The organism is Kitasatospora sp. NPDC092039, from assembly GCF_044756065.1.
Lineage (GTDB): Bacteria > Actinomycetota > Actinomycetes > Streptomycetales > Streptomycetaceae > Kitasatospora.
Map to the genome: position 1 here is coordinate 68,037 of NZ_JBIVSD010000026.1, position 23,620 is coordinate 91,656.

18 protein-coding genes are annotated in these 23,620 nt (G+C 73.3%); 9 read left to right on the plus strand and 9 right to left on the minus strand.

All coding sequences use genetic code 11. The annotated features are described in order from the left end of the window. Positions 1-6 precede the first annotated feature (6 nt). The 7 genes from nuoL to ACIQI7_RS35060 all read left to right on the plus strand — a co-directional run bounded on the left by nuoL (position 7) and on the right by ACIQI7_RS35060 (position 10,799). On the plus strand, positions 7-1,902 hold the full coding sequence (nuoL, locus tag ACIQI7_RS35030; protein ID WP_401117927.1) for an NADH-quinone oxidoreductase subunit L: 1,896 nt from the start codon (positions 7-9) through the stop codon (positions 1,900-1,902). Positions 1,903-1,936: 34 nt separating this feature from the next. Then, positions 1,937-3,586, plus strand: a complete 1,650-nt coding sequence (locus tag ACIQI7_RS35035) for an NADH-quinone oxidoreductase subunit M (protein WP_401117929.1) — start codon at positions 1,937-1,939, stop codon at positions 3,584-3,586. A gap of 11 nt (positions 3,587-3,597) precedes the next feature. Then, positions 3,598-5,220 carry an NADH-quinone oxidoreductase subunit NuoN gene (nuoN, locus tag ACIQI7_RS35040; RefSeq protein ID WP_401117967.1) on the plus strand — a complete coding sequence of 541 codons (1,623 nt, stop codon included), beginning with the start codon at positions 3,598-3,600 and terminating at the stop codon, positions 5,218-5,220. Positions 5,221-5,531: 311 nt separating this feature from the next. Continuing rightward, positions 5,532-6,542, plus strand: a complete 1,011-nt coding sequence (locus ACIQI7_RS35045; protein ID WP_401117931.1) for a polyprenyl synthetase family protein — start codon at positions 5,532-5,534, stop codon at positions 6,540-6,542. A 126-nt stretch (positions 6,543-6,668) separates the two neighbouring features. After that, positions 6,669-7,331, plus strand: a complete 663-nt coding sequence (locus ACIQI7_RS35050; RefSeq protein ID WP_401117933.1) for a LuxR C-terminal-related transcriptional regulator — start codon at positions 6,669-6,671, stop codon at positions 7,329-7,331. A gap of 341 nt (positions 7,332-7,672) precedes the next feature. Continuing rightward, positions 7,673-9,670: a 2-oxoacid:acceptor oxidoreductase subunit alpha gene (locus ACIQI7_RS35055; RefSeq protein ID WP_401117935.1), complete on the plus strand. Its 1,998-nt coding sequence runs from the start codon at positions 7,673-7,675 to the stop codon at positions 9,668-9,670. A gap of 73 nt (positions 9,671-9,743) precedes the next feature. Then, positions 9,744-10,799 (plus strand): 2-oxoacid:ferredoxin oxidoreductase subunit beta, encoded by a 1,056-nt coding sequence (locus tag ACIQI7_RS35060; RefSeq protein ID WP_401117937.1) that lies wholly within the window; start codon positions 9,744-9,746, stop codon positions 10,797-10,799. A gap of 96 nt (positions 10,800-10,895) precedes the next feature. Here the strand turns inward: ACIQI7_RS35060 and ACIQI7_RS35065 are convergent, their stop codons facing one another. From ACIQI7_RS35065 to ACIQI7_RS35075, 3 genes are all read right to left on the minus strand, one after another. Continuing rightward, entirely contained in the window at positions 10,896-11,276 is a 381-nt protein-coding gene (locus tag ACIQI7_RS35065; protein ID WP_401117939.1) for a VOC family protein, read from the minus strand. Between the two features lie 170 nt (positions 11,277-11,446). Continuing rightward, positions 11,447-13,087 (minus strand): LCP family protein, encoded by a 1,641-nt coding sequence (locus ACIQI7_RS35070; protein WP_401117941.1) that lies wholly within the window; start codon positions 13,085-13,087, stop codon positions 11,447-11,449. Next, positions 13,080-13,538 carry a DUF6542 domain-containing protein gene (locus ACIQI7_RS35075; protein ID WP_401117943.1) on the minus strand — a complete coding sequence of 153 codons (459 nt, stop codon included), beginning with the start codon at positions 13,536-13,538 and terminating at the stop codon, positions 13,080-13,082. Before ACIQI7_RS35075 ends, ACIQI7_RS35070 begins: the two co-directional genes overlap by 8 nt. A gap of 309 nt (positions 13,539-13,847) precedes the next feature. Here ACIQI7_RS35075 and ACIQI7_RS35080 point away from each other — a divergent pair, with 309 nt between their 5' ends. Next, positions 13,848-14,504 (plus strand): TetR/AcrR family transcriptional regulator, encoded by a 657-nt coding sequence (locus ACIQI7_RS35080; protein WP_401117945.1) that lies wholly within the window; start codon positions 13,848-13,850, stop codon positions 14,502-14,504. Positions 14,505-14,558: 54 nt separating this feature from the next. On the opposite strand, the gene ACIQI7_RS35085 is transcribed toward ACIQI7_RS35080, so the two are convergent. The 5 genes from ACIQI7_RS35085 to ACIQI7_RS35105 form a co-directional block, all read right to left on the minus strand. Continuing rightward, positions 14,559-15,266, minus strand: a complete 708-nt coding sequence (locus ACIQI7_RS35085) for a hypothetical protein (protein ID WP_401117947.1) — start codon at positions 15,264-15,266, stop codon at positions 14,559-14,561. A gap of 284 nt (positions 15,267-15,550) precedes the next feature. Further along, the gene (locus ACIQI7_RS35090; RefSeq protein ID WP_401117949.1) at positions 15,551-16,111 is read right to left on the minus strand and encodes an RICIN domain-containing protein; all 561 of its coding nucleotides are present in this window, start codon (positions 16,109-16,111) and stop codon (positions 15,551-15,553) included. A gap of 35 nt (positions 16,112-16,146) precedes the next feature. Continuing rightward, complete coding sequence (locus tag ACIQI7_RS35095; RefSeq protein WP_401117951.1) at positions 16,147-16,995, minus strand: peptidoglycan-binding protein; 849 nt, start codon at positions 16,993-16,995, stop codon at positions 16,147-16,149. A 44-nt stretch (positions 16,996-17,039) separates the two neighbouring features. Then, the gene (locus tag ACIQI7_RS35100; protein WP_401117954.1) at positions 17,040-17,948 is read right to left on the minus strand and encodes a CAP domain-containing protein; all 909 of its coding nucleotides are present in this window, start codon (positions 17,946-17,948) and stop codon (positions 17,040-17,042) included. 133 nt (positions 17,949-18,081) lie between these two features. After that, positions 18,082-21,009, minus strand: coding sequence for an AfsR/SARP family transcriptional regulator (locus ACIQI7_RS35105; protein WP_401117956.1), 2,928 nt, complete (start codon positions 21,007-21,009; stop codon positions 18,082-18,084). A gap of 127 nt (positions 21,010-21,136) precedes the next feature. Here ACIQI7_RS35105 and ACIQI7_RS35110 point away from each other — a divergent pair, with 127 nt between their 5' ends. Beyond that, the gene (locus ACIQI7_RS35110; RefSeq protein ID WP_401117958.1) at positions 21,137-22,594 is read left to right on the plus strand and encodes a BTAD domain-containing putative transcriptional regulator; all 1,458 of its coding nucleotides are present in this window, start codon (positions 21,137-21,139) and stop codon (positions 22,592-22,594) included. 24 nt (positions 22,595-22,618) lie between these two features. On the opposite strand, the gene ACIQI7_RS35115 is transcribed toward ACIQI7_RS35110, so the two are convergent. Further along, complete coding sequence (locus ACIQI7_RS35115; RefSeq protein ID WP_401117960.1) at positions 22,619-23,167, minus strand: hypothetical protein; 549 nt, start codon at positions 23,165-23,167, stop codon at positions 22,619-22,621. Positions 23,168-23,620 lie beyond the last annotated feature (453 nt).

Here is a 23,620-nt window from a genome sequence, read left to right on the forward strand (position 1 = left end):
CCTTCGGTGAACTCTCTCATTCCGCTGCTGGTGGCGGCCCCGCTGGCCGGCGCCGCCCTGCTGCTGCTCGGCGGCCGGGCGCTGGACCGGTACGGCCACTGGCTGGCCACCGCGCTCGCGGCGCTCTCGTTCGGCTTCGGCCTGGCCCTGTTCTCGGACATGCTCGGCCGTGACGCCGAGCACCGGGCGGTCACCCGGCACCTGTTCAGCTGGATCCCGGTGAACGGCTTCCAGGCCGACGTCTCCTTCCGGCTCGACCAGCTGTCGATGACCTTCGTCCTGCTGATCACCGGCGTGGGCACGCTGATCCACCTCTACTCGGTCGGCTACATGGCGCACGACGAGCGCCGGCGCCGCTTCTTCGCGTACCTGAACCTCTTCCTGGCCGCCATGCTGCTGCTGGTGGTCGCGGACAACTACCTGCTGCTGTACTTCGGCTGGGAGGGCGTCGGTCTGGCCTCGTACCTCCTGATCGGCTTCTGGCAGCACAAGCCGAGCGCGGCGACGGCGGCGAAGAAGGCCTTCATCGTCAACCGCGTCGGGGACGTCGGCCTGTCCGTCGCGATCATGCTGATGTTCGCGGAGTTCGGTTCCTTCGCCTTCGACCCGGTCTTCGGCGGCGCGCACCAGGCGGGCGAGGGCAAGCTGACGGCCATCGGCCTGATGCTGCTGCTGGCGGCCTGCGGCAAGTCGGCGCAGGTGCCGCTGCAGTCCTGGCTCGGGGACGCGATGGAGGGCCCGACCCCGGTGTCGGCGCTGATCCACGCGGCCACCATGGTGACCGCGGGCGTCTACCTGATCACCCGCTCCTCGACGGTCTTCGACCTGGCGCCGAACGCGCAGACCGCCGTGGTGGTGGTCGGCGCGGTCACGCTGCTGTTCGGTGCGATCGTCGGTTGCGCCAAGGACGACATCAAGAAGGCACTGGCCGGCTCGACCATGTCGCAGATCGGCTACATGGTGCTGGCGGCCGGGCTGGGCCCGATCGGCTACGCCTTCGCGATCATGCACCTGGTGACCCACGGCTTCTTCAAGGCCGGGCTGTTCCTCGGCGCCGGGTCGGTCATGCACGGCATGAACGACGAGGTGAACATGCGTCACTACGGCGGCCTGCGGAAGTACATGCCGGTCACCTTCGTCACCTTCGGCCTCGGCTACCTGGCGATCATCGGCTTCCCGGGCCTGTCCGGCTTCTTCTCCAAGGACAAGATCATCGAGGCGGCCTTCGCCAAGGGCGGCACCGAGGGCTGGATCCTCGGGCTGTGCGCGCTGGTCGGCGCGGCGGTCACCGCGTTCTACATGACCCGGGTGATGGTGCTGACCTTCTTCGGCGAGAAGCGCTGGCAGGCGGACGCGGACGGCAACGCCCCGCACCCGCACGAGTCGCCGCGGACGATGACGATCCCGATGGTCCTGCTGGCCGTCGGCTCGGTCTTCGCGGGCGGGCTGTTCGCCTTCAACGACTCCTTCCTGAAGTGGCTGGAGCCGGTCACCGGGCACGAGGAGGGCGCCTCCCCGCTCGCCCCGCTGACCGTCACCCTGCTGACCACGGCCTGCATGCTGGCCGGCGTCGGCCTCGCGTACCTGATGTACGGGCGCTCGCCGGTCCCGGTGGTGCCGCCGGTCGGTTCGCCGCTCACCCGGGCCGCCCGCCGCGACCTGCTGCAGGACGACTTCAACCACGCGGTGCTGGTGCGGCCGGGCTCGGCGCTCGCCGCGGCGCTGGTCTTCTTCGACAGCCGCGGCCTGGACGGCGTGGTGAACGGCCTGGCCGCCGCGATCGGCGGGCTCTCCGGCCGGCTGCGGCGGGTCCAGAACGGCTTCGTCCGCTCGTACGCGCTCTCCATGTTCGGCGGCACGCTGGTGCTGGTCGCCACGACTCTCCTGATGAGGTCCACGTGATGACTCGTCCTGATATCCGTTGGGAGGAGCGGGCATGAGCGTCCTTCTGACCGCCACCTGTGCCGTCCCGGCGGCCGGCGCGGTGCTGACCGCCGCGCTGCCCGCCGGGTCCTCCAAGACCCGGCGCAGGACCACCAAGGCCGTCGCGCTGGGCGTCTCCGCCGTCACCCTGGTGCTGGCCGCCGTGGTGGCGACGCGCTACGACCCGCACGGCGCCCGCTTCCAGCTGAACGAGTCGTACAGCTGGATCCGCTCCTTCGGCATCACCTTCTCGCTCGGCGTGGACGGCATCGGCGCCGTGCTCGCCCTGCTCACCGCCGTCCTCGTGCCGCTGGTGATCCTCGCCTCCTGGCACGACGCCGACCCGGAGCCGACCGGGCCCGACGGCACCTCCGGCCCCGGTACCTCCGACCCCGCCACCTTCGAGCGGCGGCGCCGCACCCAGGGCTTCTTCGCCCTGATCCTGGCGGTGGAGGCGATGGTGGTCGTCTCCTTCTACGCCACCGACGTCTTCGTGTTCTACGTGTTCTTCGAAGCCATGCTGATCCCGATGTACTTCCTGATCGGCGGCTTCGGGGACCGCGCGGGCGGCCCCGAGTCGGCGCGTCAGCGCTCCTACGCGGCCGTGAAGTTCCTGCTCTACAACCTGCTCGGCGGCCTGGTGATGCTGGCCGCCGTGGTCGGTCTGTACGTCACCGCGCAGGACCAGGGCTTCGGCACCTTCGACCTGCCGACGCTGACCTCGGCGATCGCCGACGGCCGGATCCAGCTGACCGGTGCCGCCGAGAAGGCGCTGTTCCTGGGCTTCTTCTTCGCCTTCGCGGTGAAGGCCCCGCTGTGGCCGCTGCACACCTGGCTGCCGAACGCGATGGGCGAGTCCACCGCCGGGACGGCGGTGCTGATCACCGCGGTGGTGGACAAGGTCGGCACCTTCGCGATGCTGCGCTTCTGCCTCGGGCTGTTCCCGAACGCCTCGAAGACCTTCGCCCCGGCGATCCTGGTCCTCGCGCTGATCGGGATCGTCTACGGCGCGCTGCTGGCGGTCGGCCAGAAGGACATCAAGCGCCTGGTGGCCTACGCCTCGATCTCGCACTTCGGCTTCATCATCATGGGCGTCTTCGCCCTGACCAGCCAGGGACAGAGCGGCGCCACCCTGTACATGGTCAACCACGGCCTGTCCACGGCGGCGTGGATGCTGGTGGCCGGCTTCCTGATCTCCCGTCGCGGCTCGCGGCTGATCGCCGACTACGGCGGCGTGCAGAAAGTCGCCCCGGTGCTCGCCGGGACGTTCCTGATCGGCAGCCTGGCCACCCTGTCGCTGCCCGGGCTCGCCCCGTTCGTCAGCGAGTTCCTGGTCCTGGTGGGCACCTTCACCCGCTACCCGGCGATCGGCGTCGTGGCCACCTTCGGCATCGTGCTGGCCGCGCTGTACGCCCTGCTGCTCTACCAGCGCACCATGACCGGCCCGGTGAAGGACGGGGTGCGCTCGATGCCCGACCTCAAGGCCCGCGAACTCGCCGTGGTCGGCCCGCTGGTGGCGCTGACCATCCTGCTCGGCGTCTACCCCAAGCCGCTCACCGACCTGGTCGACCCCTCGGTGAACGCGACGCTCTCGCAGGTCCACCAGACCGATCCGGCGCCGGCCCACCCGGTCGCCGCCACCTCAGGAGGTGAGCGGAAGTGAGCGCCACCGCCATGCTCACCGCCGCCGGCGGCAACACCGCCAGCATCCCGGCACCGCACATCGAGTACGGCCGACTCTCCCCGATGCTCGTGGTGTTCGCCGTCGCCGTGGCCGGCGTCCTGGTGGAGGCCTTCGTGCCCCGCCGGTACCGGCACTGGACCCAGGTGACGCTCGCCCTGGCCGGGCTGGTCGGCGCCTTCGTCGCCGTGGTGGTGCTGGCCGCGCAGAGCCACGGCTTCACCCGGATCGACCTGCTGGCCATGGAGACGGTCGCGATGGACGGCCCGGCGCTGTTCCTCCAGGGCGTGATCCTGCTGGCCTCGGTGGTCGCGGTGCTCACCTACGCCGAGCGCAGGCTGGAGCCCAAGGCCGGCGGCCTGCCTGCCGACGCCTTCGCCGCCCAGGCCGCCGCCACCCCCGGCGGCGAGCAGGAGCGGGCCGCGGTCCGGGCCGGCTTCGCCACCAGCGAGGTCTTCCCGCTCACCATGTTCGCGGTCGGCGGCATGCTGCTGTTCCCCGCCGCCAACGACCTGCTGACCATGTTCGTGGCGCTGGAGGTCTTCTCGCTGCCGCTGTACCTGCTGTGCGCGCTGGCCCGGCGCCGCCGGCTGCTCTCCCAGGAGGCGGCGGTCAAGTACTTCCTGCTCGGAGCCTTCGCCTCGGCGTTCTTCCTGTTCGGCACCGCGCTGCTGTACGGCTACGCGGGCAGCGTGCGGCTCGGCGACATCGGGGACGTCATCTCCGGCAAGGCGATGACCACCCCCGCGCAGCTGAGCACCACCCAGAGCGACGCGCTGGTGCTGACCGGTCTGGCGATGCTGGCGGTCGGCCTGCTGTTCAAGGTCGCCGCGGTGCCCTTCCACTCCTGGACCCCGGACGTCTACCAGGGCGCGCCGACCCCGGTGACCGGCTTCATGGCGGCGGCCACCAAGGTCGCGGCCTTCGGGGCCTTCCTGCGGCTGTTCTACGTGGCCTTCCCGGGCCTGCGGCTGGACTGGCGGCCGGTGATGTGGGGGGTGGCGATCCTCACCATGGTGGTGGGCGCGGTGCTCGCGGTGACCCAGCAGGACGTCAAGCGGCTGTTGGCGTACTCCTCGATCGCGCACGCCGGGTTCATCCTGACCGGCGTGATCGCCGTCAACAAGCAGGGCATCTCCTCGGTGCTGTTCTACCTGCTGGCGTACTCCTTCGTGACGCTGGGTGCGTTCGCCGTGGTCACCCTGGTGCGCGACTCCAAGGGCGAGGCGACCCACCTGTCCAGCTGGGCCGGGCTCGGGCGGCGCTCGCCGCTGGTGGCGGCGGTGTTCGCGCTGTTCCTGCTGGCCTTCGCCGGGATCCCGCTGACCTCCGGTTTCACCGGGAAGTTCGCGGTCTTCCAGGCCGCGGCCAGCGGCGGGGCGACGCCGCTGGTGGTGGTGGGCGTGCTGAGCTCGGCGGTGGCCGCGTTCTTCTACATCCGGGTCATCGTGCTGATGTTCTTCTCGGACCCGCAGCCGGGCGGCCCCACGGTGGCGATCCCGAGCGCCTTCACGGCGACCGCGATCGGGATGGGGGTGCTGGTCACGCTGGGTCTCGGGCTGCTCCCGCAGTACTTCCTCGACCTCGCGTCCAAGGCCTCGCTGTTCGTGCGCTGACCTTCCCGCCCACCGCTCCCGACCAGGGCCCCGTCCGGGCCGCGCCCAGCCGGCGCGGCCCGGACGGGTCTTTGTCCGGAGCCGGGGCCGGGGGAGTTCCGAGGGTTCTCCCGCCTTTATTTCCAGCCGAATTCGCCCCCACCGCCATCCGGCCCGCACAGCCGCCCTGACCAGGGCATCAGGCCCGATCATGACAGGATCCGCACGCCCGTGCAGTGATCCACTCGCGACCGGATACCCTGCCTGTATGGCCAGCGGCGGCACTCAGGGACCAGGCCGCTAGATCGACCAGGGACAGAGGAGTGGTCTTCGTGACCGTCGTGGAACCCTTCGGGCTCAGCGTGCAGGACCGCGACCTGACCCGGGACATCCAGGCCGGACTGGAGGCCGTGGAGGCGGCGCTCGGCGAGGCCGTCAAGAGCGACGTCCCCTTCATCACCGTCACCGCCAGTCACCTCCTCGAGGCCGGCGGCAAGCGCTTCCGTCCGCTGCTCCTGCTGCTGGCCGCCCAGTTCGGCGACCCGGGGGCGCCCGGCGTGGTGCCCGCCGCCGTGGTCGTCGAGCTGACCCACCTGGCCACGCTCTACCACGACGACGTCATGGACGAGGCGCCGGTGCGCCGCGGCGCACCGAGCGCCAACTCCCGCTGGGACAACTCGGTCGCCATCCTCACCGGCGACTTCCTGTTCTCCCGCGCCTCCCAGGCGCTCGCCGACCTCGGCCCGGAGGCCGTGCGGATGCAGGCCGAGGCGTTCGAGCGGCTGGTCACCGGCCAGATCCTGGAGACCCGCGGCCCCGGCCAGGACATGGACCCGCTGCTGCACTACCTGGACGTCCTGGAGGGCAAGACCGGCTCGCTGATCGCCGTCGCCTGCCGGATAGGAGCGCAGATGGCCGGCGCCGAGCGCGAGCTGGTGGAGACCCTCGGCGAGTTCGGCGAGCGGATCGGCATCGCCTTCCAGCTGGCCGACGACGTGCTCGACATCGCCAGCGACGGCCACGAGTCCGGCAAGACCCCCGGCACCGACCTGCGCGAGGGCGTGCCCACCCTGCCGACCCTGCTGCTGCGGCAGATGCCCGCCGACCCGGCCGACCCGGACGACACCCGGCTGCGCGAACTGCTCGACCAGGACCTCTCCGACGACGACCTGCACGCCGAGGCGCTGCGCCTGCTGCGCGCCCACCCGGCGCTGGAGCGCGCCCGCGCCGAGACCCTGCGCCGGGCCGAGGAGGCCCGGGCGCTGCTCGCCCCGCTGCCGGCCTGCGCGGCGAAGGCCGCCCTGGAGGGCCTCTGCGACGCGGTGGCGATCCGCACCATGTGAGTCCGGCCGGGGCCGTTCGGGCCCGGCCGCGGGGCGTCCGGCGCCGGGTCCCGTCCCGGGCCCTCGGCGCGCCCCGGGATGGGGGAGACTGACTCCCGTCAGCACACCCCTGCCGGGAAGGTCGTTATGCGCCGCGTCGTCATCGCCGAGGACTCCGTACTGCTGAGGGAGGGGCTGACCCGGCTGCTCACCGACCGCGGCCTGGAGGTCGTGGCCGGGGTCGGGGACGGCGTCGCCCTGGTGAAGACCATCCACGAGCTGGCGGCGGCCGACGCCCTGCCGGACGTCGTGGTCTCCGACGTGCGGATGCCCCCGAGCCACACCGACGAGGGCCTGCGCGCCTGCGTCGAGCTGCGCGGCCGCTACCCGCAGCTGGGCGTGCTGGTGCTCTCGCAGTTCGTGGAGGAGCGCTACGCCTCCGAGCTGCTGGCGGGCTCCACCCGGGGCGTCGGCTACCTGCTCAAGGACCGGGTCGCCGAGGTGCGCGAGTTCGCCGACGCGGTGGTCCGGGTCGCCGAGGGCGGCACCGCGCTGGACCCGGAGGTGGTGCAGCAGCTCCTCAGCCGCAGCCGCAAGGGCGACGTTCTGGCCAATCTCACGCCGCGCGAGCGCGAGGTGCTCGGTCTGATGGCGGAGGGCCGCACCAACGCCGCGGTGGCCAAGCAGCTGGTGGTCTCCGACGGCGCGGTGGAGAAGCACGTCAGCAACATCTTCCTCAAGCTGGGCCTGACGCAGAGCGCGGAGGACCACCGCCGGGTGCTGGCCGTGCTCACCTACCTCAACTCCTGAGGCCCGCCTCCCCCGGATCCTGAGGGCCGCCCGCCCCGAGGTCCGGAGACCCGCCCGCCCCGGCTCCCGCGGCGCGCCGCCGCGGTTCCGCCGCCCCGGCGCGCCGGGGAGCGCATCTCGGCCAAGCGTCCGCCGGGTGCTCGCGCCCGCCCGCCCGAGCCGGAATGATCTCCGGGGGGCGGGCGTTTACGCTCATGTGCGGTACAGCCGCGGGCCGGTGAAATAACTGCCGTGGTTCCGACCGCCGTCGTGTCGGCCCGCATAGTATGCGAGAGGTGCACCAGGCGGACGGGGCACGGGGCCGCGCCCGCGGTGGTGCGCCCACGAGGAGGTCCGCGGCAGTGACCAGTCAGGTCGATCAGTCAGAGGCAGTGGACGGCCCGGACGGCGGCGAGGCCCGTGCGGGCAGCGGCGACGCGCGCCCGGGTTCGGCCGCGCCCGCCGGACCGTCCGCCCCCGGCGGCCCTCCGGTAAAGCCGGGCAAGCCCATCCGCAGACTCGATCGGGTGATCATTCGCTTCGCCGGCGACTCCGGTGACGGCATGCAGCTGACCGGTGACCGGTTCACCTCGGAGACGGCGTCCTTCGGCAACGACCTGTCCACGCTGCCGAACTTCCCGGCCGAGATCCGGGCGCCCGCCGGCACCCTGCCGGGCGTCTCGTCCTTCCAGCTGCACTTCGCCGACCACGACATCCTGACCCCGGGCGACGCCCCGAACGTGCTGGTGGCGATGAACCCGGCCGCGCTGAAGGCGAACGTTCCGGACCTGCCGCGCGGCGCCGAGATCATCGTCAACACCGACGAGTTCACCAAGCGCGCACTGGCCAAGGTCGGCTACCCGGCGGACCCGCTGGCCGACGGTTCGCTGGACGGCTTCCACCTGCACAAGGTGCCGCTGACCACGCTGACCCTGGAGGCGCTCAAGGACAGCGGTCTGGCCCGCAAGGACGCGGAGCGGGCCAAGAACATGTTCGCCCTGGGCCTGCTGTCCTGGATGTACCACCGGCCCACGCACGGAACGGAGTCGTTCCTGCGCACCAAGTTCGCGAAGAAGCCGCAGATCGCCGAGGCCAACATCAGCGCGTTCCGGGCGGGCTGGAACTTCGGCGAGACCACGGAGTCCTTCGCCGTCTCCTACGAGGTGCCGCCGGCCAGGCTTCCGGCCGGGCGCTACCGCAACATCTCCGGCAACCTCGCGCTGTCCTACGGGCTGATCGCCGCCGCGGAACGCTCCGGACTGCCGCTGTACCTGGGCTCGTACCCGATCACCCCGGCCTCGGACATCCTGCACGAGCTGAGCCGGCACAAGAACTTCGGGGTGCGGACCTTCCAGGCGGAGGACGAGATCGCCGGGGTCGGCGCCGCGCTCGGCGCCGCCTTCGGCGGGGCGCTCGGCGTGACGACCACCTCCGGGCCGGGCGTCGCGCTGAAGTCCGAGACGATCGGCCTGGCCGTCTCGCTCGAACTGCCGCTGCTGGTCGTGGACATCCAGCGCGGCGGCCCGTCCACCGGTCTGCCGACCAAGACCGAGCAGGCGGACCTGCTGCAGGCGATGTTCGGCCGCAACGGCGAGGCGCCGGTGCCGATCGTCGCCCCGGCCACACCCGCGGAGTGCTTCGACGCGGCGCTGGAGGCGGCCCGGATCGCGGTCACCTACCGGACCCCGGTGTTCCTGCTCTCGGACGGCTACCTGGCCAACGGCTCGGAGCCCTGGCGGATCCCCGAGACCGACGAACTGCCGGAGATCGACCCCGCTTTCGCCACCGGGCCGAACCGCGATGACGGTGCCTTCTGGCCGTACCTGCGCGATCCGCGGACGCTGGCCAGGCCCTGGGCGCTGCCCGGCACGCCCGGTCTGGAGCACCGGATCGGCGGCATCGAGAAGCAGGACGGCACCGGCAACATCTCCTACGACCCGGCCAACCACGACTTCATGGTCCGCACCCGGCAGGCCAAGGTCGACGGCATCACGGTGAAGCCGGTCGAGGTGGACGACCCGACCGGCGACGCCCGGGTGCTGGTGCTCGGCTGGGGCTCGACCTACGGGCCGATCACCGCCGCGGTGCGCCGGGTGCGCGCGGACGGCGGCGAGGTGGCCCAGGCGCACCTGCGCAACCTCAACCCGTTCCCGGCCAACCTGGGCCCGGTGCTGCGGAGTTACGAGAAGATCATCGTGCCCGAGATGAACCTGGGGCAGCTGGCCCTGCTGCTGCGGGCGAAGTACCTGGTGGACGCCGAGTCCTACAACCAGGTGCGCGGACTGCCGTTCAAGGCGGCCCAGTTGGCGGACGTGCTGTGGGCCGCGATCGGCACCCTGGACGAGGAGGACCACCGATGAGCGAGCGGAGCGAGCGAACCGTCGAGAGGCGCGCGTGGGCGAACGCCCCTGCCGAGCGCAGCGAGGTGGGCGCATGAGCGAGCACGCCTTCCCGTCCTTGCGACTGGTGCCCAAGGCCGAGGGCCCGCAGAGCGCCCGGGACTTCAAGACCGACCAGGAGGTGCGCTGGTGCCCCGGCTGCGGGGACTACGCGATCCTGGCGGCGGTGCAGTCCTTCATGCCGGAGCTGGGCATCAAGCGCGAGAACACGGTGTTCGTCTCGGGCATCGGCTGCTCCTCGCGCTTCCCGTACTACATGAACACCTACGGGGTGCACTCGATCCACGGCCGGGCGCCGGCGATCGCGACCGGGCTGGCCACCGCGCGCCAGGACCTGAGCGTCTGGGTGGTGACCGGGGACGGCGACGCGCTGTCGATCGGCGGCAACCACCTGATCCATGCCCTGCGGCGGAACGTCAATCTGAAGATCCTGCTGTTCAACAACCGTATCTACGGGCTCACCAAGGGCCAGTACTCGCCCACCAGTGAGCTGGGCAAGATCACCAAGTCCACCCCGATGGGCTCGCTGGACGCGCCGTTCAACCCGCTGTCGCTGGCGATCGGCGCCGAAGCCACCTTCGTCGCCCGCACCATCGACTCGGACCGCCAGCACCTCCAGTCGGTGCTGCGGGCGGCCGCCCGGCACGAGGGCACGGCGCTGGTGGAGATCTACCAGAACTGCAACATCTTCAACGACGGCGCCTTCGAGGTGCTGAAGGAGCCCGGCAGCCGGGACGAGGCGCTGATCCGGCTGGAGCACGGGCAGCCCGTCCGGTTCGGCGCCGACCTGGCGAACGGCGTCTTCCGGGGCCCGGACGGCGAGCTGTCCACCGCCCCGGTCACGGCGGACAACGAGGCGGACGTGCTGGTCCACGACGCGCACGCGGCCAGTCCCGCCACCGCCTTCGCGCTCTCCCGGATCGCCGACGCGGACACCCTGCACCACACGCCGATCGGCGTGCTGCGCAGCGTCGAACGGCCGGTCTACGACGAGCTGATGGCGGACCAGCTGGCCGCCGCCACCGCCCGGCGCGGCCCGGGCGACCTGGCCGCGCTGCTCGCCGGCAACGACACCTGGACGGTGGACTGACCGTCCGCCGACGCGCAGCGGCGCCCCCCGTCCCGGCCGGGACGGGGGGGCGCCGTCGTCGTTCCCGCTACCCTCCTGCTCGGCCTGCCGCCTGCCCTACTGCGCGACCCACTCGACCAGTTCGATCAGCACCCCGTTCGGGTCGGCGACCTGGAAGAGCTTCTCGCCCCACGGCTCCTCGCGCAGCGGCAGGGTGATCACGACCCCCTCCTCGCGCAGCCGCCGCTCTTCGGCGGCGATGTCCTCGACGACGAACGCCAGGATCACGCCGTCGGCGAGCCGGTGGCGCTGCTCCTCCGGCAGGACTTCGAGGCCGCGGCGCAGGTAGACGACGTTGACCCCGCCGCCGGGGTGGGCGAGCGAGACGAAGCCGTCGGCCGACATCTCCTCGGTGTAGCCGAAGTGCCGCTGGAGGAAGGCGGCGGAGGTGGTGACGTCCTCGACGGTCAGGGAGACGGCGGTCCTGGTGATCTGCAAGGCGGATGGCCCTTTCGTCGGTGCTCGTGCGGTTATCCCGTACGCAGTACACTATACATAGTACGGAGAATTGCGCCAGGGCTTTCCGAACGGGATCCTTCCGGGGCCGGAACGACGGAGGGAGGCTCCCCGGGCGGGGAGCCTCCCTGGAGAGGCGGGTGCGGAGCGCGTCAGTAGACGCAGGGGATGCCGCCGTCGGACTGGGCGTCGACGGCGGGGCCCTGCATGGGCAGGTTGGCGGCCGGATCGGTCGGGGCGGCGCCGGCGGGCGGGGCGGTCGGGTCGGCCTCGACGCCGGTGAAGGCGGTGCCGAGGGTGACGACGACGTGGTCGGCGGCGGTGGCGGCGGACTCGGTCGCGGTCACCCCGTAGCGGGCGGCGATCTGCTCGGCGGCCTCCTTGGCGCCCTTGCCGTAACTGACGGTGGTGGTCTTCGGCCGGGTGCCGGCCGGGCCGGTGCGGCCCTCCCTGAAGCCCATGGCGACCAGGGCCTTGGCCTCGCCGGCGGAGGTGACCCCGGCGGCGGAGGAGGCGTTGAAGACGTCCACGGTGACCGGCCTGGCGGCGGCCGGGGGCGTGGTCGCGGCCGGCGGGGCGGTGGTGGCCGGGGCGGAGGCGGCGGCCGGGCCGCCGGGGGTGCCCGTCGGGTCGGCCGGGCCCGGGGCCGGGGCGGCGTCGGCGTAGCCGAAGAGCTGCTTGACCACCTTCTGGACCTTCGCCGGGGTCACCAGGTTGACGTCCTGGCCGTTCCTGGTGCCGAAGCCGTCGAAGGTCAGGGTGTTGAACTCGACGTTGCCGCCGGTGAGGTTGGGGGCCTGCTGGGCGAAGTCGAGCACGTTCCACTCGTTGTCGATCACCAGGTCCTTCTGCACCACCCCCATCAGCTCCTGCATCTTGGCGAGGTCGCCGAGGACGCCCTTCTGCTTGAGGTTGTGCACCACCGAGGAGATGAAGGCCTGCTGGCGGTGGGTGCGGGCGAAGTCGCCGGTGTTTCCGTCCGGGCCGTCCAGGTTGTGGCGCTGGCGGACGAAGGAGAGCGCCTGCGAGGCGTTCAGGTGGTTGACGCCCTTGTGGAAGTCGGCGCCGGAGCCCTGGCCCTCCATGGCCGGGTCCCTGGTGTCGTGGGTGAGGCAGACGTCGATCGGCTGGAGGGCCTTGGCGATGTCGTAGAAGCCCATCAGGTTGACCTCGGCGATGTGGTCGACGGGCTGGTCGAGGAACTTCTGCACGGTGCGGATGGTGGCCGCGCGGCCGATGTCCCGGCCGGCCTTCTCCAGGTCGGCGCCCTTGAGGCCCTTGGCGCGCAGGCCGGCGTCGGCCTTCTCCTTGGCCGCGCCGTAGGCCTCCTTGATCTTGGCCATGCCCAGCTGGGAGCCGTCGGCGCCGTAGGTCATCACGTAGTCGTCGCGCGGTATCGAGACGGCCTGCACCTTGCCGCCGTTGGCCGGTATGTGCAGCAGGATCAGGGAGTTGGTGTTGTAGCCGCCGATGTCGGAGCTGTGGCCGGCGTGCAGCTCGTCCTGGACGAACTCGGGCGGGAGGTCCGTGCCGTCCATGTTCTTGCGGCTGTCCAGCCCGATCAGCAGCAGGTTGACCGAGTTGTCGAGGTGCTTGGGCGCGTCCTTCTTGGTCTCGGCGATGACGCCGGAGGTGGTCATCCCGTCGGTGAGCTGCTTGTACTCGTACCAGACCACCCCGCTGGCGGCGAACACCGCGAACCCGACGGTGCAGGCCAGTACCCGGCCCGCGACCAGCGCGGGGGAGGTGCGGCGGGCCCCGGCGCCCGTACCGTTCCCGGTGTCGTCAGCCATGCCGCCTCCTCCTCGCCCGGACCAGCCGGACCGTGATCACGACGACGGCCGCGGCCGCGGCCCCGGCCATCACGGGAAAGCCGTGCACCACCCACTTGGCGGCGCCGGTGGCCAGGCCCTTGCCCTGGTACCGGTCGCGGTGGGCGGTCAGCTCGGCGGCGGCCGTCACGCCCAGGACGACCAGCGGCGAGCCGGCGAGCACCCACCACCAGCCGTTGCGGCCGCTCAGCGCGGCCGCCAGGCCGGTGCCGAGCACCGCGGCCACCGCGAGGGCCGGGCCGGTGCCGGGGCCGGAGAGTTCGTCGACCGCGGCGCCGGCCAGCGGCAGCCCGAGCGCGAGGGCCACCGGCAGCGCGGGGCCGCCGGGCAGGCGGCGGATGGGCCCGGCGGGCCCGTCCGCCGTTCGTCGGCGCGGTCGCCGGCCGGCCGGCCGTCCTCGTTGCCCCGTCACGCCCTCACCCCGGTGTTCCCGTGTCCCGCGCGCCACGGTGGCGCCCGCGCCGCATGCCGTCCGTCGGTCCCGGAAGTCTGTTCGTGGCGCTGCCAGTTCCGGACGCCGCTTTCCGGCCGGCCGGTTCCCGTGCGGGCCGGCCACCCGGGGGCGGAGGCGCTTCCCATGTTTCTACACAGGTGTAGAAGTGCTACGCAGCATAGAGCACGCGTGTTCGGTGGCGCGCCCCGGTTCGCGGCGATACGGATAAACTACACCGGCTAGTTTTTGCGACGGTCGGCCGAGGGGCCGGCGGAGGAGGAGAGGGCCGTGGCGGCGACGGGCGGAGCGGGGCGACCGGAGAAGCGCAGGGCGATCACCCGGGCCGCGACGGCGGTGTTCGGGCGCGAGGGGTACGCCCGGGCCAGCATGGACGCGATCGCGGCCGAGGCCGGGGTGTCCAAGCGGACGGTCTACAACCACTTCGCCGACAAGGAGACCCTCTTCCTGTCGGTGGCCCTGCAGAACTCGGCGGAACTGACCGAGCGGATCGGGGAGCTGATGGCGAAGTACCTCGACCGGGTGGTGGATCCGCGCCGGGACCTGATCGACTTCGCCGTCGAGCGGGCCCGCGCCGTGCTGTCCGCCGCCGAGCACGGCGCGCTCGGCCGGGCGATCCGGGCCGAGGTGGCCAACATCCCGGCGGACGTCCTGGCGGCCTGGCTGGAGGCCGGGCCGGTCGCCTCCCAGCGCGAACTCGCGGCGCGCTTCGAGGCGCTCGCCGGGCGCGGGCTGCTCGCGGTCGAGGACGCCGGCCTGGCCGCGGAGCAGTTCACCCTGCTGACCTTCCACGGCATCGCCGAGCGCTCGTTCTGGGGCGCGCTCCCGATCGCGGACGAGGAGGTCGAGCGGGTCGCGACGGCCGGTGTGGACGCCTTCCTGCGGATCCACGGGCCGTCGGCGCCGTCACCGCGGGCGCGGGGCTGAGAACGCCCCGGGCGGGGACGGCCGTGCGCCGCCCCCGCCCGGACCACCCGTCGATCACTTCCAGTTGAGGCCCTTGCCGAGGGTGTACGGGTCGCCCCAGTACTCGGCGCCCGCGATCCGGGAGGCCTCGGGGGACATCGCCACCGCGCAGGAGGTGGCGGACTGGCCGTTGGTGAAGCCCTTGGGCAGCGACTCGCTCTTGCACTTGGGGAAGGAGCCGATGACCATCAGCTCCTGCGCCTCGGTGCCGTCCGCCAGCAGGCCCTTCATGTGGTTGACGCTGGTGTAGGCCAGGTCGGTGCTGCCGGCGTTGGTCACCTTGTAGTGGATGTAGTACGGCACCAGGCCCTTGGCCTTGTCGCCCAGGTTGAGCGGGGCGAGGTCGGCCGGGTCGCCCTTCTCGATCGAGGTGACGGCGAGCGCGATGGTGCCCTTGGTGCTGCCCGAGCTGAACGGGATGGTGGCGGACTCGCCGAGCTTCAGCGTGGTCCCGGCCGCCGGGGCGCTGCCGGCCGGCGCGGGCGCGGCGGGCGCACCGGACGCGGCGCCGCCGGCCGGAGCGGAGGCCGAACCGGAGGCGGCCGGGGTGGTGGCCGCGGCCGTCGGCGAGGCGGCCGGGGTGGCGGGCGCACCGGTCGCCGGCGGGGCCGTCGGGGTGTCGGCCGCCCCGGCGTCGTCGTTGCAGGCGGTCAGGGTGAGCGCGCCGACCGCGACCATCGAGGCCAGGGCCAGGGCACGGCGACTGTTGCGGATGGGCTTCACGTGAGGTCCCCCGTGGTTGCGGACCCCCGGTGCCGGCGGCCCTCCTGAGGGACGTTCATAGCGCAGCGCGAACGATCGGAGCCATGGTTCCGGCCCCGCTCTGACGCGGTCGTGACGAGTCCCTGGCGCGGTTGTGACAAGGGATATCGAGTCGTGATCAACCGCCCCCGGCCGACCGGTGAGGCGCCGTCCGACGCCGGTGCGGAGGCTGTGGGCCACCCGTCCGGGCCGGGCGAGGGGCCCGGTCCTCCCGTCGGCGCCGACGGGAGGACCGGGAGCGGGGATCAGCCCAGCAGCCAGCGCTGGGCCGGGTCGCCGGTGTCGCAGGAGGCCACCTTGGTGGCCCGGCCGCCGCCGTCGGAGGTGAGGCACTGCCCGGTGGCCGCGCTGCGGATCAGGTACCAGCCGCGGTCCTCGTCGGTCAGGCGCCACTTCTGGCCGGCCGGCATCCTGTCGCCGTTCGGCTGGTTGAGGCCGTCCATCCCGCCGGGGGTGTCCCAGAGGCGGACCGTGCCCGAGCCGGTGTCGAGGTCGATCACCTTGCCGTCCCCGTGCGAGATCGCGGTGGTGCCGTCGCAGTACCTCCAGAACGTCCAGGCCTGCGCGGGCGACTGGTTGGCCGGCCAGACGATGATCGGCTGACCGTTGACCTCGGCGCCGTGGTACAGGTCGAGCGCGCCGGCCCCGGAGCCGTTGTCCACGGCCGCCAGGCCCTGTACGGACGGGCCGCAGGCCGGGGCCTGCGCCGCCTGCGCGGCGGGCGAGCCCGCCACGACCGCCCCCGCGACGGCCGCGACGGCCCCGAGCGAGGCGAGGAATCCGCGGGTACGGGTGATGGTTCTCATCGGGTTTCTCCTTCTGGTGTGGTGGACGGGCCCGGTCAGCCGCGCGGCACCGCGAGGGCGGCCCACTGCCGGGGGCCGGGGATCCCGTCGGCGTCCGCGCCCGAGTCGCCGAGCTTGTGCTGCCAGTTGCGGAAGGACTCGCGGTCCGCTTCGGACCACTCGGGGCCGGGGCCCTCGGCGTAGGCGGAGCAGCCCTCGGCGACGAGGCGCTCGCCCATCCGGGTGATGACGTCGCTGTTCTGGCCGTCATGGAAGAAGTCGGCGCCGGGGAACGGCTCGCAGCCGTCGCCGCCGTCGGCCGCCGGAGCGGCACCGGACGGGGCGCCGCCGCCGGGCCGGTCGTCCGCGGACGCCTCCTGCCCGAAGTAGACCGCCCCGGGCCGGTCCTTCCACGCCGGGTCGGCGAGGACCACGCCCTCGCCGAAGTCCGGGATGCCGTAGCCGTGGACCCAGTCCGAGCGGCGGTCACGGGTCTTGAGGTAGACGCCGTCGCCCTCGGAGCTGCCCCCGTCGTTGGTGTTGCCCTCGATGGTGGTGATGGTGGAGCTGGTGTAGGCGATGCAGATCCCGGTGTGGCTGCCGCCGCCGGGCCCGAAGAAGACCTGGCCGCCGATCACCGGGTACTCGGTGAAGCGGCCGCGCTCCTTGAACCAGGCGACGCCCTCCGCGCAGGAGGCGGTCACCGGGAAGAGACCGCCGTTGCCGGACTGCTCGGCGCACCAGGCGACGAAGGTGGCGCACCAGGCCTCGCCCTGGGACCACTCCAGGCCGGCGACGGCGGGGGAGAACTTCTGGACGTTGTCCCAGTGCCCGCCGCTGCGGCCCTCGTGGTAACCGACCTCGTCTCGGGCGATGCGGATCAGGTCCGCCGCGTTCGAGGACATGTGTGTGGACTCCTTGTTGTTGCCGGAAGGTGTCGGTCGGGGGCTCAGGCCTTGCCGAAGGTCTGCACGTAGCGGCCCCAGTTGCCGCGCTGGCGGGGCGCGTAGCCGATGCCGATGCAGTCGTAGTCGGGGTTGAGGATGTTCACCCGGTGGCCGGGGCTGTTCATCCACATCTGCATCGCCTCCGGCACGCTGTTGCCCGGCGTGACGTTCTCGGCGGAGGCGCGCGACACGAAGCCGGCGTCCTTGATGCGGTCCCAGGGGCTGCTGCCGTCGGTGCCGTTGTGCTGGGTGAGGTCGTGCGAGGCCATGTCGTCGGCGTGGCGCTGGGCGGCCGCGCTGAGGCGGTCGTCCAGGCGCACCGGCGGAGCGCCCACCCGGCCGCGCTCGGCGTTGACGGAGTTCAGCATCTCGGTGCGGAAGTCACCGCCGCCGCCACCGGGCTGGGGCCGCGGCTGCGGCTGGGGCTGGGGCTGCTGCTGGCCGCCGCCGCCGGCGCCGCCGGCCGGGACGAGCTGCCAGCGCTGCGCCGGGTTGCCGTCGTCCTGACCGGCCAGGGTCAGCGGCGAGCCGGGGGCGGCCGCGGTGAGGAAGAGCATGCCCTCGTTGGTGCGGGTGGTGCGGATGCGGATCCAGTCGTTGTCGAGCGGCTCGAAGCACCAGTGCTGGTTGGGCTGGTTGTGCTCGTTGTACAGCCAGGTCTGCCCGATGGAGTAGTTGAAGTCCATGACCATGGCCTGGCCGCCGGGGTGCTTGCCGACGGTCAGCCGGGTCTCCAGGAGGAAGCTGCCGTTCTCCTTGGCCCAGAAGGTCCAGCCCTGGGCGGCGGTGCCGTTGGGGCCCCAGGACTGGATGGCGGTCCCGGCGGTGGTCTGGCTGGAGCGGAGGTCGGCGACGGTTCCGTTGGCGGACCGGAGCGTCCAGGTCTGGCCGTGCTGCGGAAGCGTGGGCATGGTTGCGCCTCTCGTCTGTGGAGTCGCCCCGGGCCGCAACTGCTGCGGCCCGGGGCCTGACGAGAGAGACGTTCCGGCACGACGGTAGACGGCCGGTCAACGCGCGTAGCCCGCGCCCCCGTTGATGCCGTGTCTACCGCGCCAGATCCGCCCTGACCTGCGCCGATTCCTCCTGGAGGCCCAGCCGCTCGTACACCTCCAGCGAGTCCGTCAGACAGGCCCGGGCCTGGCGCGGGCGGCCGAGGCCGGTGAGCGCGGTGCCGAGGGTGCGCAGCAGGGCGGCCTCCAGGGCGGCGCTGGTGCGGCGGGCGAGCGGCAGGACGGCCTCGGCGGCGTCGACCGCGAGCAGCCAGCGGCCGGCCTCGGCGTGGATGCGGGCGGCGAGGTCCCCGGAGGCGGCGGCGAAGACGGTGACCTGGAGGGCGGCGAACTCTTCCCGGGCGCCGACGGCGTGGGCGAGCGCCGCTTCCGGGTCGCCGCACAGCCGCAGGACCCGGGCCAGGTAGTAGCGGCCGGTCGCGGCGGAGACCGGACCGGAGCCGCTCATCAGGCGGGCGCCGCGTTCGGCGGCCGACCGGGCCTCGTCGAGCCGGCCGGTCTGGGCGGCGCTGAAGGCGAACTCGCCCAAGGCGCTGCCCTCGGCGCGTTCGGCGCCGAGGCGGTGGAACGACTCGGCGGCCCGGCCGGCGTGTTCGGCGGCCTCGGCGTAGCGGCCGTGGATCCGGGCGTTGCCGCCGAGGGTGAGCAGGGCCTTGGCGAGGACGCGCTCTGTGGCGGGCGAGGCGCAGAGGTCGACGGCGCGGCGGATCTCCCGCTCCGACTCGGCGTAGCGGTTGACGTGCCAGAGCATGGCACCGCGCAGGTAGCGGGCGAGGGCGAGCGGGCCGTGCTCGCCGCGTGCCTCGGCCTCGCCGGCGAGGCGTTCGGCGAGGTCGGCGATGACGGTGGTCCGGGTGCGTTCGGCGAGCACCGAGCCCATCCGGTCGGCGAGCTCGGCGGCGCGGTCGAGCGGCAGGGCCGGGTCGGCGCAGCTCAGGGCGATGACGGCGGCGTGCACCTCGGCCTGCTCGCGCATCCAGCGCACCGCCTCGGCGCCGTCGGCGACCGGTCGGCCGGGGTGGGCCACGGGCACGTCGAGCAGGCTGAGCTCGGCCGGATCGGCCTTGCGGGCGGCGAGGTCGGCGTTGCGGGCGGTGGCGAGGCAGAAGTCGAGCAGCCGGTCGGTGGCGGCGGTGCGTGCGGCGGCGCCGTCCTCGGCGGTGAGCCGGGCGCGGGCGTAGGCGCGGACGAGGTCGTGGAAGCCGTAGCGGCCGAAGCGGGGGGACTGCAGCAGGTTGAGGTCGACGAGGGTTTCGAGCAGTTCGCCGGTCTCGGCCTCGGAGCGGTCGAGCAGGGCGGCGGCGCAGGGCAGCGGGACGTCCGGGGCGTCGGGCAGGGCGAGCAGCCGGAAGGCCCGGGCGAGCTCGGCGTCGAGGCGGTGGTAGGAGAGCGCGAAGCTGGCCTCCACGGTCCGTTCGCCGTCGCTGAGTTCGGCCAGCCGGTGCTCCCGGCGCAGGCCTTCGGCGAGCGCGGCCAGGGTGAGCGACGGGTCCGCGGCGAGCCGGGAGGCGACGATGCGCACGGCGAGCGGCAGCAGTCCGCAGGCCCGGACGACCTCCTCGGCGGCCCCGGGTTCGGCGGCGACGCGTTCGGCGCCGACGATGCGGGTGAGCAGTTCCAGGGCCTGTTCGGGCGGCAGGGTGTCCAGGCGCAGCTGGTGGGCCCCGGCGAGGCCGGTCAGCCGGTGGCGGCTGGTGACGAGGACGGCGCAGCCGGGTGAGCCGGGCAGCAGCGGTTCGACGTGGCCGGGGGTGGCGGCGTTGTCGAGGACGACCAGGACGCGCCGTCCGGCCAGGGCCGAGCGGTAGAGCGCGCTGCGTTCGCCGGTGTCCGGCGGGATCTCGCCCGGGTCGACGCCGAGGTCGCGCAGGAAGCCGGCGAGCACCGTGCCGGGGTCGGGCGGGGTGCGGTCGGCGCCGCGCAGGTCGGCGAAGAGCTGTCCGTCGGGGAAGCGGTCGCGGACCCGGCGGGCCACGTGCACGGCGAGGGCGGTCTTGCCGACGCCGCCCATGCCGTCCAGGGCGGAGACCACGACGGCCCGGCCACCGGCGGCGCAGAGCCGGTCGGTGAGGGTCTCGGCCTCCTCGGTGCGGCCGGTGAAGTCGGGCAGGCCGGCGGGGAGCTGGTCGGGTGCCTGCCAGCGGTCGGCCTCGGCGGCGGGTCCGACCGGGTCGGCGGTGGCGCCGGCGGGCAGCAGCGAGGCGTCCTCGCGCAGGATGCGCAGTTGCAGGGCGGCCGGTCCGTCCGCGCCCGGCGGGAGCGAGGCGCGGGCGTCCTCGTACACGGCGAGTGCCTCGGCCCTGCGCCCGGCCTGGTAGAGGGCGCGCATCAGGACGGCGGTGAGCCGGGGCCGGCCGGGGTGCTCCAGGGCGAGGGCGGCGGCCGCCGCGGTGAGGTCGGTGCGGTCGCCGAGGTCGGCGTCCAGCTCCAGTTCCGTCTCCTTGGCCGAGATCCGCTGCTCGGTGAGCCCGGCGCGGACGGCCTCGGCGTGCGGCCCGGGCAGCCCGGCCAGCGGTTCGCCGACCCACAGCCGCTGGCCGCGCCGCAGCACCTCCCGGACCTGCTGCGGCGGTGCGTCCGCGGCGCGCAGCCGTCCGGCCTCGGCCAGCAGCGCCTCCCAGGCGGCCGTGTCCACCTGGGCGCCGGACAGCCGGAGCGCGTAGCCGTCGCCGACCCGGACCAGCGGCATCCGCTGCGGGTCGTCCCCGGCGTACGGCCGGAACGCGGTGCGCAGCCGGGAGACGGCGAGCTGGACGGCCTTGCGCGGGTCGGCCGGCGCGGCCCCGCCCCACACCCCCTCGACCAGCACCGGGACCGCCACCGTCCGTCCGGCGGCGGCCAGCAGCACGGCGAGCACGGCCCGCTGCTGCGGCCTGCCCAGCTCCAGCTCCCGCTCCCCGTACCAGGCCCGCAGCGGTCCCAGCAGTCCGAACCGCAGCCCGGATCCCCCCATGTCAGCCATGTCCCGTCCCGAAAGTCGTTCCGCGCCGGGATCGCGCCACTTCCGTCCGGACAGCGGCGCCCCCGTGTCCCGGCGGCTTATGCTCTGTCACTGATTGTGCACGGCTAAAGGGTTCGAGGAGTGGCCCGTGGGGCTCGTTTTCAGCCTGCTGGGACCGCTGCGGGCCCGGTTCGACGGCCGGGAGCTCGACCTCGGCCGACCGCAGCAGCGGGCCGTGCTCGCGGCGCTGCTGATCCCGCCGGGGCAGCTGGTGGCGACGGACCGGCTGGTCGAGGACCTGTGGGGAGGGGACGACACCCGCTGGCCGAAGGACCCGGTCGGGCAGATCGGCACCCATGTGCACCGCCTGCGGCGGGCCCTGGGCGCGCCGGGGCTGCTGGTCGGGACGGCGGGCGGCTACCGGCTGGAGGTGCCGCGCACGGCGGTGGACCTCTTCGGCTACGAGGCCGGGGTGGCGGAGGCCGTCGCACTGCGTCACCAGGATCCGCTGCGGGCGCGCGAGGTGCTGCAGCGGGCACTGGGGGCCTGGCAGGGGCCGCACGCGCTGGACGGCGTGCCCGGGACGTTCGCCGAGCGGGTCCGGGAGCGGTTGGCGGCCGGACGGTTCGCGGCGGTGAAGGCGCTGCACGGCCTGGACCTCGCCCTCGGCCGGCACGCCGAGGCGCTGGAGCCGTTGGCCGGGCTGGCGGCCGGGCACCCGCGGGACGAGGAGGTGCACCGGTTGCACCTGCTGGCGCTGCACCGCTGCGGCCGGACGGCGCAGGCGTTGGCGGCGTACGAGGACCTGCGGGAACGGCTGGACGGGGAGCTCGGGCTCGAACCCGCCCCGGCGCTGGTGGAGCTGGCCGAGCAGATCCGGCGCGGGGACGCTCCCGTGCTGCTGCGGCGGCTGCCGAGACCGGGGCAGCTGCCGCCGGACATTCCGGACCTGGTCGGGCGGGCGGTGCAGCTGCGGGAGGCGGAGCGGCTGCTGCGGGCGGGCGGGACGCCGGTGCTGGGGCTCTCGGGCCCGGCGGGCAGCGGCGCGTCGGCGCTGGCGGTGCACGTGGCGCACGCCGTCCGGGACGCCTTCCCGGACGGGCAGCTGTACGCGAACGGAGAGCTGTACGCGGGCGGGCGGGAGCACGCGGGCGGTGGCGGCTCCGGCGCGGTGCTGGCCGGCTTCCTGCGGGCGCTGGGGGAGCGGCCGGACTCCTCGGCGGGCCTCGACGAGCTGTCCGCGCGCTACCGCGCCGCGCTCGCCGGGCGGCGGGTGCTGGTGCTGCTCGACGGGGTGGCCGAGCCGGGGCCGCTGCTGCCGTCGGTGCCCGGCTGCGCCGCGGTGGTGGCGGGGGCTGATCCGGGCGCGCTGCCCGGCGACGCCGTGCGGCTGGCGGTGGGACCGCTGGAGCCGCACGACGCCTTCGAGCTGCTGGCCCGGATCGTCGGCGCGGAGCGGGTCCGGCGGGAGCCGGACGCGGTGGCCGAGCTGGCGGGGATCTGCGGCTACCTGCCCGTCCTGCTGCGGACGGCGGCGGACCGGCTGGCGTCCCGGCCGCAGTGGACGGTGGCCGAGCTGGTCCGGTGGTTCGCCGAGCGGGGCTGAGCGCCCCGGCGGCGGGGGAACGGTCTAGTACAGGTCCGAGCTGCGGAGCGTGTCCGTGAAGATGCTCATCTGGCGGGGCGTGACGTAGAGGACCGCGAGGCCGCCCTTGGGGGACACCACCAGGCTGGCGGTCTGCAGGGAGCTGGTCTTGTAGACGCCGCGGGCCCAGCAGACGCGGTTGCCGGCGCCGTAGACGACGAGGTTGCCGTCGCCCTGCATGATCGCCTTCTGGCCGCAGCCCTGTGCCCCCGGGGCGGACCACACCGCCGTCGGGTTCGACGTGGCGTACTTGTAGAGGACGAAGTTGCCGTCGCCCTGCATGTACAGCCGGGTGTCGTCGGACTCGAGGTAGTCGCCCGGGTAGAGCACCCCGGGCTCGTCCAACGTCGATCCGTGCGCGGTGGCGGCCTGCGCGGTCCCGGTCGAGGACATCGCCCCGGCCAATGCCAACATGCCGGCCGCCAGCCCCATGGCCATGTGTCGCAGCGTCTTCGTCGTCTTCATGTCCCCGTGGACCTCTCTCGTGCTGTCGGCGCCGACGAGGTCTTCGCGGCGTCCGATGGGAAGGATCATGGAGGAGCGCGGTAGACAAACGATGAACGCCCGCGTTGACCGGCGTCGGGGCCGAGACGAGGGGTGAGGGAGGGGCCGCGCCGGCAGGGGCATTTGGCTTGGGCGCGGAGTAGGAGTAGTGTCTCCTAGTCGCCTGACAGGGGGCACCGGACACGCGTCAGCGCGGACGGTCCCGGGGCGGCCAATCCTCTGAAACACCACTTCCCGGTTCGGGCCGGGTCGCTTCGCCTTGTGCGCGTCGTGGCCTGGTGCGTATTCGGCGTGTTCGTTTAATTGGGTTGCGGCTGGATTCGCTTTTCGGAGCGGGGATCGGCTAGAGTTTGAAACGTCGGACGGGGCGTCAAACCCCGGAAGACGACGGCGAGTTGGATGAACGAAGCCCCGGAAACGGAGCGGAAAACATCTGATAAGCTGGAAACACGAAAGAACGAAGCCCGGAGGGCCTGCTGGAAG